Source organism: Rhizobium sp. R693 (assembly GCF_002211315.1).
GTDB lineage: Bacteria > Pseudomonadota > Alphaproteobacteria > Rhizobiales > Rhizobiaceae > Rhizobium.
Map to the genome: position 1 here is coordinate 84079 of NZ_LOKY01000047.1, position 14311 is coordinate 98389.

The 14311-nt window shown below is 61.1% G+C and carries 12 protein-coding genes; 10 read left to right on the forward strand and 2 right to left on the reverse strand.

Annotated elements, in window-relative coordinates:
• Window positions 1-8: 8 nt before the first annotated feature.
• The 7 genes from ATY79_RS26670 to ATY79_RS26700 all read left to right on the forward strand — a co-directional run bounded on the left by ATY79_RS26670 (window position 9) and on the right by ATY79_RS26700 (window position 7438).
• Window positions 9-1601, forward strand: a complete 1593-nt coding sequence (locus ATY79_RS26670) for a DHA2 family efflux MFS transporter permease subunit (RefSeq protein ID WP_088692157.1) — start codon at window positions 9-11, stop codon at window positions 1599-1601.
• A 148-nt stretch (window positions 1602-1749) separates the two neighbouring features.
• A complete protein-coding gene (locus ATY79_RS26675; protein WP_088692156.1) occupies window positions 1750-2775 on the forward strand; it encodes a LacI family DNA-binding transcriptional regulator in 1026 nt (341 codons plus the stop codon).
• Between the two features lie 18 nt (window positions 2776-2793).
• Window positions 2794-4248, forward strand: coding sequence for a xylulokinase (gene xylB, locus ATY79_RS26680; protein ID WP_088692155.1), 1455 nt, complete (start codon window positions 2794-2796; stop codon window positions 4246-4248).
• A 37-nt stretch (window positions 4249-4285) separates the two neighbouring features.
• Complete coding sequence (xylA, locus tag ATY79_RS26685) at window positions 4286-5596, forward strand: xylose isomerase (protein WP_088692154.1); 1311 nt, start codon at window positions 4286-4288, stop codon at window positions 5594-5596.
• Between the two features lie 170 nt (window positions 5597-5766).
• Complete coding sequence (locus tag ATY79_RS26690) at window positions 5767-6543, forward strand: phosphodiester glycosidase family protein (protein WP_088692226.1); 777 nt, start codon at window positions 5767-5769, stop codon at window positions 6541-6543.
• Window positions 6544-6620: 77 nt separating this feature from the next.
• Window positions 6621-6839 carry a hypothetical protein gene (locus tag ATY79_RS26695; protein WP_088692153.1) on the forward strand — a complete coding sequence of 73 codons (219 nt, stop codon included), beginning with the start codon at window positions 6621-6623 and terminating at the stop codon, window positions 6837-6839.
• Window positions 6840-6967: 128 nt separating this feature from the next.
• On the forward strand, window positions 6968-7438 hold the full coding sequence (locus ATY79_RS26700) for a cupin domain-containing protein (protein ID WP_088692152.1): 471 nt from the start codon (window positions 6968-6970) through the stop codon (window positions 7436-7438).
• 80 nt (window positions 7439-7518) lie between these two features.
• Here ATY79_RS26700 and ATY79_RS26705 read toward each other — a convergent pair whose 3' ends face one another.
• Complete coding sequence (locus ATY79_RS26705; RefSeq protein ID WP_088692151.1) at window positions 7519-8550, reverse strand: LacI family DNA-binding transcriptional regulator; 1032 nt, start codon at window positions 8548-8550, stop codon at window positions 7519-7521.
• Between the two features lie 171 nt (window positions 8551-8721).
• On the opposite strand from ATY79_RS26705, the gene ATY79_RS26710 reads away from it, so the two are divergent.
• The 3 genes from ATY79_RS26710 to ATY79_RS26720 all read left to right on the forward strand — a co-directional run bounded on the left by ATY79_RS26710 (window position 8722) and on the right by ATY79_RS26720 (window position 12369).
• Window positions 8722-10245 carry a sugar ABC transporter ATP-binding protein gene (locus tag ATY79_RS26710; protein WP_088692150.1) on the forward strand — a complete coding sequence of 508 codons (1524 nt, stop codon included), beginning with the start codon at window positions 8722-8724 and terminating at the stop codon, window positions 10243-10245.
• 82 nt (window positions 10246-10327) lie between these two features.
• Window positions 10328-11332: an ABC transporter permease gene (locus tag ATY79_RS26715; RefSeq protein WP_088692149.1), complete on the forward strand. Its 1005-nt coding sequence runs from the start codon at window positions 10328-10330 to the stop codon at window positions 11330-11332.
• An 89-nt stretch (window positions 11333-11421) separates the two neighbouring features.
• The gene (locus ATY79_RS26720; protein WP_088692148.1) at window positions 11422-12369 is read left to right on the forward strand and encodes a substrate-binding domain-containing protein; all 948 of its coding nucleotides are present in this window, start codon (window positions 11422-11424) and stop codon (window positions 12367-12369) included.
• Window positions 12370-12432: 63 nt separating this feature from the next.
• On the opposite strand, the gene ATY79_RS26725 is transcribed toward ATY79_RS26720, so the two are convergent.
• Complete coding sequence (locus tag ATY79_RS26725) at window positions 12433-14208, reverse strand: tetratricopeptide repeat protein (RefSeq protein WP_088692147.1); 1776 nt, start codon at window positions 14206-14208, stop codon at window positions 12433-12435.
• Window positions 14209-14311 lie beyond the last annotated feature (103 nt).

Genomic DNA, 14311 nt, shown 5'->3' on the forward strand with positions numbered 1-14311 from the left:
GTAGACCCATGGCCGCGAGCGCAACAGTTGGAACCGTTCCGGCGACTCCGGCTGCCACGGATCACATGGATCCCCGCAAGCTCATTGCGTTCTTCGCGATGGTGCTTGGAATGTTCATGTCGATCCTCGACATCCAGATCGTTTCGGCATCGCTTGCGGAAATCCAGGCTGGCCTCAGCGCCGGCTCGGACGAGATCGGCTGGGTGCAGACCTCCTATCTGATCGCGGAAGTCATCATGATTCCGCTGTCGGGGACGCTCGCGCGCATCGTCTCGACGCGATATCTGTTTGCGGCCTCGGCCGCCGGTTTCACCATGGCGAGCGCGCTCTGCGCGACGGCGACGAACATCGACCAGATGATTGTCTATCGCGCCATTCAGGGCTTCATCGGCGGCGGCATGATCCCGTCCGTCTTTGCCGCCGCATTCACGATCTTCCCGCCTTCCAAGCGCAGCATCGTGTCGCCGATCATCGGCCTGATCGCAACGCTTGCCCCGACGATCGGCCCGACCGTCGGCGGCTATCTTAGCCATGCCTTCTCCTGGCACTGGCTGTTCCTAGTCAACATCGTGCCCGGCATCATCGTGACGATCGTCACGTGGAATTTCATCGATTTCGACAAGCCGGAATTCTCGCTGATCAGGAAGTTCGATTGGTGGGGCTTGTTGTCGATGGGCGTTTTCCTCGGTGCGCTGGAATATGTGCTGGAGGAAGGCAACTCCAACGACTGGTTCAACGACAGCTATATCTTCATGGGTGCGATCGCCTCTGCGGTTGCTGCCGTTGTCTTCTTCTATCGGGCCTTCACCGTGGAATTCCCGGTCGTTGACTTGAGGGCCTTCACGAACCGAAACTTCGCCTTCGGCTCCGTATTCTCGTTCGTGATGGGGATCGGCCTCTACGGCTTGACCTATATCTACCCGGTCTATCTGGGCCGCATCCGCGGCTACGACTCGCTGATGATCGGCGAGACCATGTTCGTGTCAGGCCTTGCGATGTTCTTCACTGCGCCGATTGCCGGAAAGCTGTCGACGAAGATAGACCTGCGGCTCATGATGATAATCGGTTTCGCCAGCTTTGCGGCCGGCACCTACATCATGACGCATCTGACGCAGGACTGGGACTTCTACGAACTCTTCATTCCGCAGATATTCCGCGGCTTCGGGCTGATGATGTGCATGGTGCCGATCAACAACATCGCGCTCGGCACGATGCCGCCGGCCCGCATGCGCGGCGCGTCCGGCCTCTTCAACCTGACCCGCAACCTCGGCGGCGCTGTGGGGCTAGCGATCATCAACACGGTGCTGACGAACCGGCAGGACGTTCATTACGAGCGGCTGCGCGAGAATATCGATTGGGGAAGCCCTGCTGCAATCGACCAGATGAACAACATGGCAGCGAACTTCAATACCTACGGCATGGACGGCGCCGTTGTTGCCATCAAGCAGATGGTCGGACTGGTGACGAAGCAGGCCGTCGTCCTGGCTTTCAGCGACGTCTTCCTGATGTTGACCTTGCTTTTCCTGGCCATGATCCTCGGCGTGGCGATGCTCGACAAACCCGCGCCGCAAGGTGGGGGCGGAGGTGGCGGAGGCCACTAATTAGTCTTTCAAATCAACGTTCAGGGGCCGATCGGATATCATCAGATCGGCCTTTGTTTTACACAAATATCTGACGTGTACGGAAGCGTTCGTAGATTTTGATTTACGTACATCAGATTTGGAGTTAAAGGTCTCGTCAGGAGGAAAGATGAGGCCAACAGTTCACGATATTGCTGCCGCCGCAGGCGTCAGCCTCGCAACCGTCGATCGGGTTTTGAACCAGCGGCCGGGCGTGCGCCACGTGACGCGCGAGAAGGTCGAGAAGGCCATTCGCGAGATTGGCTACGTCAGGGATGTCGCTGCTGCCAACCTCGCAAAGGGTCGGACCTATCCGCTTGTGTTCATCCTTCCTGCAAGCGACAACTCCTTTATGCATGGGTTGAACGACGAGGTGCGCGCCGCGGTCGCTCGCTCGCCCGTGGAGCGAACGGACATCCGCACCCTTGAGGTACCGGCGTTCGATCCGACAGCGCTGGTCAGGGTTCTGGACGAACTTGGAAAAGAGCGGCCTTCGGGGATCGCGCTTGTCGCGACTGATGCGCCTGAGGTGCGCGATGCCGTCGACCGTCTGGTGCAGGATGGCATTCCAGTCGTGACACTGGTCTCGGATCTCACCGGTTCGCAGCGCCATCACTATGCCGGCGTCGACAATATTGCTGCCGGCCGTACTGCCGCACGGCTTCTCGGGCGTTTCCTCGGCGGCGCCACGGGCGAGATCGCGGTGCTCGCCGGCTCGATGCTGGTCCGCGACCATCGCGAACGCCTCGAGGGCTTTGCTTCCGTCATGGCGGCGGAGTTTCCATTGCTCTCCATTTTGCCTGTCATCGAAGGCCGCGACGATCCCGAGATGGCGCATATGCTGGTGGCGGACGCGCTGTCGAAGAAAAGCGGCATCATTGGAGTCTACAGCCTCGGTGCCGGCAATCGTGGTCTGATCAGGGCGCTGAAGGAAAAGGCAGTCGATCGGTCGCTGACGGTCATCGCCCATGAGTTGACGACACATACCCGCGCCGCGCTGCTTGACGGCACCATTGACGCAATTCTGAACCAAGATGCGGGGCATGAGGTGCGCAGCGCCATCCGCGTCCTCAAGGCGAAGGCTGACGGGCTTGCCGTCATCGAGGCGCAAGAGCGCATCCGCCTCGACATATTCCTGAAAGACAATCTGCCGTAACGGCAAAGGGAGAAACACATGTATCTGGGTCTCGATCTCGGAACCTCCGGCGTCAAAGCCATGCTGATCGACGGCGATCAGAAGATCATCGGCTCGGCCAATGGTTCGCTCGACGTCTCGCGCCCGCATTCCGGCTGGTCGGAGCAGGAGCCCTCGCACTGGATCCGCGCGACGGAAGAGGCTGTTGCCGGGCTGAAGGCAAAGCATCCGAAGGAGCTCGCCGCCGTGAAGGGCATTGGCCTCTCCGGCCAGATGCATGGCGCGACGCTGCTCGATGCCGACGACAAAGTCCTGCGTCCCTGCATTCTCTGGAACGATACGCGCTCCTACGTCGAAGCGGCTGGGCTGGATTCCGATCCGCGCTTCCGCAAGCTGACCGGCAATATCGTTTTCCCCGGCTTCACCGCGCCGAAGCTTGCCTGGGTTGCCAAGCATGAGCCTGCGATCTTTGCCAAGGTCGCCAAGGTGCTGCTGCCGAAGGATTACCTGCGCCTCTGGCTGACCGGCGAGCACATCTCCGAGATGTCGGATTCGGCCGGCACCTCCTGGCTCGATACCGGAAAGCGCGCCTGGTCATCTGAGCTTCTTGCAGCCACCGGCCTTGATGAAAAGCAGATGCCTCGCCTGATCGAAGGCACGGAGCAGGGCGGCAAGCTGCGCGGCGAGCTGGCCGGTCAGTGGGGCATGTCTGGTGGCGTCGTCGTTGCCGGCGGCGCGGGCGACAACGCGGCTTCGGCTTGCGGCATGGGCACCGTCAGCGATGGCGCGGCCTTCGTGTCGCTCGGCACCTCGGGCGTTCTCTTCGCGGCCAATGCCGCCTATCTGCCGAAGCCGGAAAGCGCCGTACACGCCTTCTGCCACGCGCTGCCCAACACCTGGCATCAGATGGGCGTCATCCTCTCGGCGACGGACGCGCTGAACTGGCACTCCAGTGTCACCGGAAAGTCGGCGGCGGATCTGACGACCGAGCTCGGCGAGACGCTGAAGGCGCCCTCCGGCGTCACCTTCCTTCCCTATCTCTCCGGCGAGCGCACGCCGCACAACGATGCTGTCATCCGCGGCGCGTTCATCGGCCTCGAGCATGAGAGCAGCCGCGTGGTGTTGACCCAGGCGGTCCTCGAAGGCGTGTCCTTCGCTATCCGCGACAATCTGGAAGCACTGCGCTCTGCGGGCACGGATATTTCTCGCGTTACGGCGATCGGCGGCGGTTCGCGCTCGCGCTACTGGCTGGCTTCGATCGCGACTGCGCTCGGTGTCCTCGTCGACCTGCCTGCCGATGGCGACTTCGGCGCGGCATTTGGCGCTGCGCGTCTCGGCCTGATCGCGGCGACCGGCGCCGACCCGGTTGCCGTCTGCACGCCGCCGAAGACGGCGGGCACGATCGAACCCGTCGCGGCGCTCTCTGGCGCCTACGAGGATGCCTACAAGCGCTATCGCGCTCTCTACCCGGCGATCAAATCGCTGCAGCATTGAACCCAGAACTACAATCCGAAACCTGAGGAGACACGAGATGAGCACCGGATTCTTCGGCGACATCCAGAAGATCAAGTATGAGGGCCCTGAGAGCACCAATCCGCTCGCCTTCCGTCACTACAACAAGGACGAAGTCGTTCTCGGCAGGCGCCTGGAAGACCATCTGCGCTTTGCCGTTGCCTACTGGCACACCTTTGCCTGGCAGGGCGGCGACCCCTTCGGCGGCCAGACCTTCCTGCGCCCCTGGTTCGAAGACACGATGAAGGCCGCCAAGCTGAAGGCCGATGTGGCGTTCGAACTCTTCCAGATCCTCGACGCACCGTTCTACTGTTTCCACGACGCCGATGTGCGTCCCGAAGGCAAGAACTTCGTTGAAAACACCAAGAACCTGAACGAGATCGTCGACTACTTCGCCGAGAAGCAGGCGGCGACCGGAACCAAGCTGCTCTGGGGCACGGCGAACCTCTTCTCCAACCGCCGCTTCATGTCGGGTGCCGCCACGAACCCCGATCCTGAAGTTTTCGCCTACTCGGCCGCGACGGTTAAGACCTGCATGGACGCCACGATGAAGCTCGGCGGCGCCAACTACGTTCTCTGGGGCGGCCGCGAAGGCTATGAAACCCTGCTCAATACCGATCTCAAGAAGGAACTCGACCATCTCGGCCGCTTCCTCAACCTCGTCGTCGAGTACAAGCACAAGATCGGCTTCAAGGGCACGATCCTCATCGAGCCGAAGCCGCAAGAGCCGACCAAGCACCAGTACGACTACGACGTCGCGACGGTCTACGGCTTCCTGAAGCAGCACGGCCTCGAAAACGAAGTGAAGGTCAACATCGAGCAGGGCCATGCGATCCTCGCCGGCCACTCGTTCGAGCACGAACTGGCGCTCGCCAACGCGCTCGGCATCTTCGGCTCGATCGACATGAACCGCAACGACTACCAGTCCGGCTGGGATACCGACCAGTTCCCGAACAACGTTCCTGAGATGGCGCTCGCTTATTACCAGGTCCTGCAGGGCGGCGGCTTCACGACGGGCGGCACCAACTTCGACGCCAAGCTGCGCCGCCAGTCGCTCGACGCGGAAGATCTGCTGATCGGCCATATCGGCGGCATGGATGCCTGCGCCCGCGGTCTCAAGGCTGCTGCCAAGATGATCGAGGACAAGGCTCTGTCCGGCCCGCTCGACGCTCGCTACGCCGGCTGGGATTCGGCCGAAGGCCAGAAGCTCGCCCGCGGCGAATACTCGCTCGAGCAGATCGCAGAGTGGGTCGAAGCCAAGGACATCAACCCGCAGCCGAAGTCCGGCAAGCAGGAACTGCTCGAAAACATCGTCAACCGTTACGTCTGATCGGCGGTTTATTGCGGAGGAGAGGGTCGGGGAGCGAAGGTTTCCCGACTTTTTTTGTTGATCGCGGTAGCACACGTGGCCATGCTTTGAAGGTTGACGCGAGATATCCTGCTTGGCGCTTGGCATTGCTGGCGGTCGAATGGCGATCTGAAAGAAAGGGCACGGCAGCGATGGCCTATTTCAGAGAGAGTATGCTTGCAGGGGCCGCGATGCTGGCCGCTGCGATATCTGCGGGAGCCGCTTCCGCGCAACCCTGCGCGCAGGACACCTTCGAAGGAAACGCGTATATCGTCTGCACCATTGAAAAAGGAAAAGGCGATCTCCGGTTGTTCTGGAAGAACGCGGATGGCGAGCCTTATCGTGATTTCTCCGGCGTTGCCGAGGCCGTTCGCAGCAAGGGACAGACCCTGGCGTTCGCGGTCAATGCCGGCATGTATCTGCCCGATTTTTCACCGATCGGTCTTTATGTCGAAGATGGTCAAGAATTGCGGCCTGCCAACAGCGCGTATGGCGACGGATCTGCCGCCGGTCCTCTGCCGAACTTCTATAAAAGGCCGAATGGCGTGTTCTTTCTCGGCGATACTGGCGCCGGAATACTTCCGACGCCGGAATTCCTGAAGCGCCGTCCCCAGGTCCGGTTCGCCACCCAGTCCGGTCCGATGCTTGTCATCGACAACAAGCTGAATCCGATCTTTATCATCGGATCGACGGACAGGACCCGCCGCGGTGGAGTGGGCATCTGCACCGATGGCGCAGTGCGCTTCGCGGTCAGCGAAGATGGAGTGAATTTCCATGATTTCGCGCGCTTGTTCCGTGACTATTTGGCCTGCCCCGATGCGCTGTTTCTCGACGGTGGCCGGGGTGTCGGACTCTACAGTCCGGCCCTTGGGCGCAACGACAAATCGTGGCATGGCGGATTCGGCCCTATGTTCGGGCTTGTCGAATAGCGCGTGTGATCATTCATGCTTGCGTAGCCAACATGCTGGAGGGTAGACCGCGTTGCTGCCAACGGGAGGGCTGATACATGCGCAACAGTGAACGTGATTGGAGCGCCCTTGTGCAGGCTGTCGCCGACAGCCCCAGGCGCGACAACAGCGCCTATCACATGGCAATGGCCAAGGCGCGGCAGGCATTCGAAGCCGCCGAAGCGGCTCTCGGCGGGCCGATCCAGGTCAAAACGAAAACCAAGATGAAGCGAAGCGGCGAATACGTCGTGAAATGGGTGTTCAAGCGGGTGAAATGACTTGCCGACATCTGATCCAATGACCGAGTAGCGCTTGCTTAGAGACGGTCTGCGGACGTATTCTTGGGTTTCGCGAGCCTGCCCCAGCGCTCAGCCCAGGTGGAAGGCCCGGCGAGAGGGAGGATATCATGAAAATCGCATCGATATTCGCAGTCGGCTTGATTGGATTCTGTGGGACCGCATCGCTCGCTCTGGCGGAGGATGCGCACACAATATTCGCTCCCGGTGATGTCAAGTGGGTCGAGGCCCCCAAGGTGCTTCCGGCCGGTGCGCAAGCGGCGGTCCTGTTCGGCAATCCGACGAAGAAAGGCCTGTTTGCCCTTCGGCTCAAAGTACCGTCGGGCTATGCGATCCCGCCGCATACGCATCCTGGCTATGAAGTGGTCACAGTCCTGTCCGGTGCCGCCAAGTTTGGCATGGGCAAAACCGCCGATCGGAGCGCCACCAAGGCACTGCCTGCGGGCAGTTTCTTTGCCTTGCCGCCGGGCACGGCGCATTTCGTCTACTTCGACGATGAAACTGTATTGCAAATCAACACCAACGGCCCGTGGGGCATCAAGTACGTCAACCCGGCGGACGATCCTCAAAAGTCGCAATAACCAGTTGCGGCGTGAAGGCCAATTGCTCCCGCCGTCAAGCGCGGCGGGATGTCCGTGTCAGCGTCCGATAGCTGCTGGGTTCAGCGTTTAGTCCATCGACGCGAAGGAGCACCGACCGAATTGCGCACGACCAAGTCTGGACGCAGCAATATTTCGGTCTCGGCCGGCTGGCGGTCGGCAAGAAACTCCAGGAGCAGCGCCATGGCCTGCTTGCCGATCAACGTCCGCGGTTGACGGATGGTGGTCAGCGGCGGCGACATGAAGACGGCCTGCGGCACGTCGTCGAAGCCGGTCACGGAGAAATCCTTCGGGATATCGTATCCTCGAGCGTTCAGGCCGATCATCACGCCGATCGCCGTCTGGTCGTTCACGCACATGAAGGCGGTCGGCAGTGTGTCGCGCATGAAAAGCTGCTCAACGGCGTGACGACCGCTTTCAAGCGTTCCGTCGCCTTCGAGCACGATACGCATGTCCGGTGCAACGCCCGCGGCATCTAGCCCCGCGTCGTAGCCCTGACGGCGGCGGCTGTAAGCAAGGCGCGTCCGCGAATCGCCGATGAAGGCGATCTTGCGGTGACCCTCGGCCAACAGCAGGTCGACCGCCTTTCTGGCTCCCTCGACGTCATCGACGCCGACATAGGGAATACCGCCGTTGAAAACCGGCTCGAACACGCCGACGCTTGGCGGCAGCCGGGCCGTCATCGTCTGGTGGCCGAAGGGCAAAATGCCGGTGAAGAGAATCAGCCCGGCGGCCTGGTTGGAATTCAAAAACTTCAGATATTCGAGGCCACGCTGTGCGTCATTCTGCGTATGGCCGATCAGGATGCCGTAGCCATGGGCGCGTGCTTCGTTCTCGAGGCCGACGAGAATGTTGGAAAAGTTCGGGTCGCCGATATCGGGCGCCACCACGAGGATCATGTTTGACCGGCCGAGCCGCAGACTGCGGGCCATGGCGTTCGTGGTGTAGCCGGTGATGGCGATTGCCTGGTTGACTTTCAGCCGCGTCGAATTGGCTACTTTCTCCGGCATGTGGATCGCCCGCGATACCGTCGCGATCGAGACCTCGGCGATCCGAGCGACGTCTTCAATGGTTGCGGGCGTGGAATTCGACACTGCGTCCTGCCTTGGGATGCCTTCGCCGCGACACTACACAGACTTGCCGATAGGTCAAACGTCGGGGCCGGCAGATCTGTGTGTAACAATGATGTAAACCTTTACATGCGTTGTGTAAAGGTTTACATATGGCGCCAAGCGGATGGGAGCCGCAGGGGAGGAAGCCGGTCAATGAGTGTGGATTCAGTCGACGCCGCGCCCGTGGTGTTGTCCGCGCGGCGCATCTGCAAGTCGTTCAGCGGCGTGCAAGTCCTCTTCAGTGTCAATTTCGATCTGCGCGCCGGTGAGATCCATGCTCTCATGGGTGAAAACGGCGCCGGCAAATCGACGCTGGTCAAGGTCATGTCCGGTTTCGAGCAGCCGAGTTCGGGCGAGATATTGCTCGATGGCGAGCCGGTCGCGCTGCCAGCGAATGGCGCAGCCGAAGCGCTCGGCATCGTTCTCATCCATCAGGAATTCAATCTTGCCGAACATCTGACCGTCACAGAGAGCCTTTTCCTTGGCCGCGAAGTCACACGGTTCGGCATGCTTGATCGCAGATACATGCGTGCCGAGACGCGCAAGGCACTCGATCTGCTCGGTTCGCACGTCGACGAGAATGCCATCATCAGCACATTATCGATCGCCGACAAGCAGATGGTGGAAATCGCCAAGGCAATCAGCCGTGATGCCCGGGTCGTGATCATGGACGAGCCGACAGCGGTGCTCTCGCGCGAAGAGACGAACTTCCTGTTCCGGCAGGTGCGCAAACTGCGCGACGCGGGAACCAGCTTCATCTTCGTATCGCACAAGCTCGACGAGGTGATGGAAATCACCGACCGGGTGACCGTGCTGCGTGACGGTCAGTGGGTCAAGACGGCCCCGACCTCGCTGCTCGATGGCGAGTCGATCGCCCAGCTGATGGTCGGGCGCGAGCTGTCGCGCCTGTATCCCACCAAGGTCGAGCCCAATGTCGACGAGGAAGTCGTCCTCCGGGTCGAGGGCGTCTCTACGGGTTATGTCCAGGATGCAAGCTTCGAGGTTCGCAAGGGCGAGATCATCGGTTTTTCGGGCATGATCGGTTCCGGTCGTACGGAACTGATGGAGGCGATCGCCGGGCTTCGCAGCCGTGCTTCGGGCGAAGTCCACATTCGCGGCGAATCGGTTCCGTCGGGCGATGTGCACGCCGCCAATCGCGCCGGACTTGCCTACATGACCAAGGATCGCAAGTCGAAGGGCTTGCTTCTGCGCTCCGGCATGATGACCAATCTGACGCTACAGTCGCTCGGCCAGCATTCGCGGCACGGCTATCTGAGCCCAAGCAGCGAGGCGCAGGCGCTCGCCAAGGCGCGGCGCCGCTTCGATATCCGCGTTCGCGATACCAACATCGTTGCCGGGCGCATGTCTGGTGGCAACCAGCAAAAACTTCTGCTTGCCAAGGTCATGGAGACCGAGCCCGAAATCATCATCATCGACGAGCCGACGCGTGGCATCGATGTCGGCACCAAGCAGCAGATCTATCATTTCATCTCGGCGTTGGCGCGCGATGGTCGGTCCATCATCGTCGTCTCGTCGGAGATGCCTGAAGTGATCGGCCTCTGCACGCGCGTCGCCGTGATGCGCGAAGGACGGATCGTCGGCGTGCTTGAGGGCGACGAGATCTCCGAGCAGGAGATCATGCGTTACGCCGCGGGATTGAAGAAGAAAGCCGCCTGACGCTGGCGGGGAGGCGGCAGCGACGGTCGTGCCGCGCAGGTATGATGCCCATCGAATATTGTGGCGGGAGGTTGGTTTGGAGATGAGCGTGAATGAGGAGACCAGGGAAATCAGGCGTCGCCCCTGGCGGGATATCGATCTCAGGGCGGTGGCGCCCTTCGCGGCTCTGATATTGCTGTTGATCGTCGGCGCGCTGGTCAACCCGAACTTCATCGGCATCACCAACCTTGCCAACGTCGCGACCCGCTGCGCCTTCATCGCGATCATTGCCGTTGGCGCCACATTCGTGATTTCCGCCGGCGATCTTGACCTGTCTGTCGGTTCGATGGTGGCCTTCGTCGCCAGCCTGATGATCCTTTTGATGAATTCCGGCGTGATTGCCGACCCGACGCTGATGCTGGCGGCCGCGGTCGTGTTCACGCTCGTCGCCGGTGCGCTCTGTGGACTGGCCAACGGCCTGATCACGACCGTCGGCAGGATCGAGCCGTTCATCGCCACGCTCGGCACGATGGGCATCTATCGTGGCCTGACAACATGGCTCAGCCAGGGCGGCGCGATCACGTTGCGCTCGCCGGATATCCAGACGATTTACCGCCCGGCCTATTTCGGCAGCATCCTCGGCGTGCCGGTGCCGATCGTCGTCATCCTTGCCGTCACCGCCGTGGCAGCCTTCATTCTCTATCGCACGCGTTACGGTCGACACGTCGTTGCTGTCGGTTCCAACAGCGACGTCGCACGCTACTCCGGTATCGCGGTCAATCGTGTTCGCACGATCGCCTTCGTCATCCAGGGGCTCTGCGTTGCCATCGCCGTGCTGCTTTATGTGCCGCGCCTCGGCTCGACCTCTGCAACGACGGGCATTCTTTGGGAACTGCAGGCAATCACCGCCGTCGTCGTCGGCGGGACGGCGCTCAAGGGTGGCGCCGGCCGCGTCTGGGGCACGATCTGCGGCGCGTTCATTCTCGAACTGGTCGGCAACATCATGCTGCTGTCGAACTTTATCAGCGAATATCTCATCGGTGCGATCCAGGGTGCGATCATCATTATCGCCATGCTGGTGCAGCGCTCGCTGGTCCGCAAATCGTAAGCGGACTGGCTCCAGGAAATTGGCCGGGATCACAGGGCGTCCGGTTGACGGGTAGGAAAAGTCCCTGACGTTTATTGGGAGGAAATAGAATGCGCAAACTCATGTTGGGTCTTGCGGTTGCGGCCGTCACGCTGGCGGGTACCGCATACGCACAGGACAAGAAGTTCACCATCGGCGTGTCCATTCCGGCCGCCGACCATGGTTGGACCTCGGGCGTCGTGTTCCATGCCGAACGCATCGCCAAGAAGCTGATGGAACAGCATCCGGGCCTGAACGTCATCGTCAAGACCTCGCCGGATGCCGCCAGCCAGGCGAACGCTGTGCAGGACCTTGACACACAGGGTATCGATGCACTTGTCATCCTGCCGTCGGATCCGGATCCGCTCGTCAACGCCATCAAGGAAGTCAAGGGCAAGGGTAAGTACGTCGCGCTTGTCGACCGTGCGCCTTCGACCAACGATGACACCGTCCGTGACCTTTACGTTGCCGGCAACAACCCGGCGCTCGGCGAAGTCGCTGGCAAGTACATCGCAGCGCAGACGCCGGACGCCGAAGTCGTCGTCATCCGCGGTCTGCCGATTCCGATCGATCAGCAGCGCCAGGACGGCTTCGACAAGGGTATTGCCGGCTCCAAGGTCAAGGTTCTTGACCGCCAGTATGGCAACTGGAACCGCGACGATGCCTTCAAGGTCATGCAGGATTACCTGACGAAGTATCCGAAGATCGACGTGGTCTGGTGCCAGGATGACGACATGGCTGTCGGCGTGCTGCAGGCGATCGAGCAGGCCAAGCGTTCCGACATCAAGTATGTCGTTGCCGGCGCCGGCTCCAAGGACATGGTCAAGAAGGTCATGGACGGCGACAAGATGATCCCCGTCGACGTTCTCTATCCGCCGGCAATGGTCGGCACGGCAATGGAACTGACGGCTGCTGGTCTTTACGGTCAGGTTCCGGTTCGCGGCACCTTCGTCCTCGACGCCACGCTTGTCACGAAGGACAACGCCAAGGACTTCTACTTCCCGGATTCTCCGTTCTGATCCGAGAAATCCAATGCGGCGCCCGTTCGAGAGGACGGGCGTCTATTTTGATGCTTCCGCTCGTCACTCAGACAGGCCGGCGCTGGTGAGATCGGCGATGAAGCGGTCGATGAAGGTTTCGGTCATGACAGGATTGTCGCCGAAATAGAATTCCCGCCGGGCGTCGGTACAGTTCATTCCCGGTCGGAAACGATGAAGCCTGGCAATCGCTTCCTGAGCCTCGTCAGTTTTGCCTTGCCTTCCGAGGATCGCAACCAGAACGATCGCCGGCCAGAAGGTGGCATTCGGGGAGCGGAGCGATGCGCGCGCTGCCTTGGCCGCTTCCGCCATGTTGTCCAACTGATAGTTCGCGATCGCGAGAATGTTATGGAAGGTCCAAAGATGCGGATCGCGAGGGCTGAGACGGAACGCTTCCTTGATCTCGGTAATGCCTTCAGCGGGGCGCTCGACATAGCAGAGGACCTGGCCGAGCGCGAAGTGAGCCTGCGCAAAACTCTGATCCAGCTGCAAGGCGTTGCGCAGATGCGCAATTCCCGCCTCCGTCGCCCCATCGAGCGCAAGCGCTCTACCCAGGGCGAGGTGCGCGGCGGGTTCCTTTTGATCCAGTCCAATCGCCCGTTCGGCAAGGTCGATCGCCTCGCAGATGCGCTCAGCTCGTTCGTCGAGAGGGCCATACCAGCCAAGCTGAATGTGCACGTAGGCCAGGCGGGCCTGTGCCTGCGCGAAGGTCGGATCAATGCTGATCGCCTGCTCGAAGAGCGCCTTGGCAGTCTTCAATTCGTCAAGTGTGAACCGGTAGAGATGCCAGAGGCCCTTCAGGTAGATTTCCCAGGCGTCCATGTCGAACACGGTGCGGCCACGAAGGGCGGCGAACTCGATGGAGCCGAGTTCCGGCTCGATCGTGCCCGTGATCTCAGAAGCAAGCTGGTCCTGAACATCGAAGATGTCGGCCAGCGTCCGGTCGTAGCGTTCGGCCCAGAGCAGCGAGCCATCCGTGCCATTCAGCAACTGCGCGGTGATCCGAAGGCGATCTGCCGCACGGCGCACGCTGCCTTCCAGCACGTACTTGACACCAAGGTCCTCCGCCACCTGTTGCGCATTGGCCTGCCGGCCCTTGTAGCTGAACGACGAGTTGCGGGCTGCGACCAGCAGCCAGCGACAGCGTGCCAGCGTGGCGATCAACTCGTCCGTGAAGCCGTCCGAGAAATGTTCCTGTTCCTCGATGCTCGACATGTTGTTGAAGGGCAGCACCGCAATGGAGGGCCGATTGCGCAAGGGCCTCGTGACCTGATCCTTCGGCGCGGAAGGCGATGGAAGTTGTACGCTTTCCGCCGTCCACCGCCAGACACGGACCGGTTGCTCGATGTTCCTGAGCTTGCGGTTGCCGAAATCGATTGCCCGGAAGTCAAGCTTCGATCGGATCTGGTCGTTGACCTGCTGGGAGACGCAGATCCCTCCCGGCGGTGCCAGTTGCTGCAGGCTTGCGGCGACGTTCACGCCGTCGCCGAAAATGTCCTCGTCTTCGACCAGCACATCGTCAACGTGGATGCCGATGCGCCACACCATGCGCCGATCCGGCTCGATGGCCTCGTTGCGCCGAAGCAATGCTCTCTGAATATCCATGGCGCAGCCGACGGCATCGACGACGCTCGCAAATTCGGCCAGCGTGCCATCACCGAGAAATTTCACGACGCGCCCGTGATGTCTGTCGATGCTGGGAACGATGATTTCGCTGTTGTGCGCTTTCAGCGTCGCAAAAGTGCCGGTTTCATCAAGGCCCATCAGCCGGGAAAAGCCGACGACATCCGCATCCAAGATTGCTGCCAGACGCCGCGTCATGCGCCATCCTCCTGGTCTAAAGACAGTAGCACGGCACGGCGCGATGTCTACCGCCGCAAGACGCTGCGGGTGCCTGGATTGCAGGCGGACACCACCGCTGTGA

Bases quoted from the DNA above. Each gene is read 5' to 3' on its own strand.
- ATY79_RS26675 (WP_088692156.1), top strand. From the start codon at position 1,750: ATGAGGCCAACAGTTCACGATATTGCTGCCGCCGCAGGCGTCAGCCTC.
- ATY79_RS26670 (WP_088692157.1), top strand. From the start codon at position 9: ATGGCCGCGAGCGCAACAGTTGGAACCGTTCCGGCGACTCCGGCTGCC.
- ATY79_RS26695 (WP_088692153.1), top strand. From the start codon at position 6,621: ATGCGCAACAGTGAACGTGATTGGAGCGCCCTTGTGCAGGCTGTCGCC.
- ATY79_RS26690 (WP_088692226.1), top strand. From the start codon at position 5,767: ATGGCCTATTTCAGAGAGAGTATGCTTGCAGGGGCCGCGATGCTGGCC.
- ATY79_RS26710 (WP_088692150.1), top strand. From the start codon at position 8,722: ATGAGTGTGGATTCAGTCGACGCCGCGCCCGTGGTGTTGTCCGCGCGG.
- ATY79_RS26715 (WP_088692149.1), top strand. From the start codon at position 10,328: ATGAGCGTGAATGAGGAGACCAGGGAAATCAGGCGTCGCCCCTGGCGG.
- ATY79_RS26700 (WP_088692152.1), top strand. From the start codon at position 6,968: ATGAAAATCGCATCGATATTCGCAGTCGGCTTGATTGGATTCTGTGGG.
- xylA (WP_088692154.1), top strand. From the start codon at position 4,286: ATGAGCACCGGATTCTTCGGCGACATCCAGAAGATCAAGTATGAGGGC.
- ATY79_RS26725 (WP_088692147.1), bottom strand. From the start codon at position 14,208: ATGACGCGGCGTCTGGCAGCAATCTTGGATGCGGATGTCGTCGGCTTT.
- xylB (WP_088692155.1), top strand. From the start codon at position 2,794: ATGTATCTGGGTCTCGATCTCGGAACCTCCGGCGTCAAAGCCATGCTG.
- ATY79_RS26720 (WP_088692148.1), top strand. From the start codon at position 11,422: ATGCGCAAACTCATGTTGGGTCTTGCGGTTGCGGCCGTCACGCTGGCG.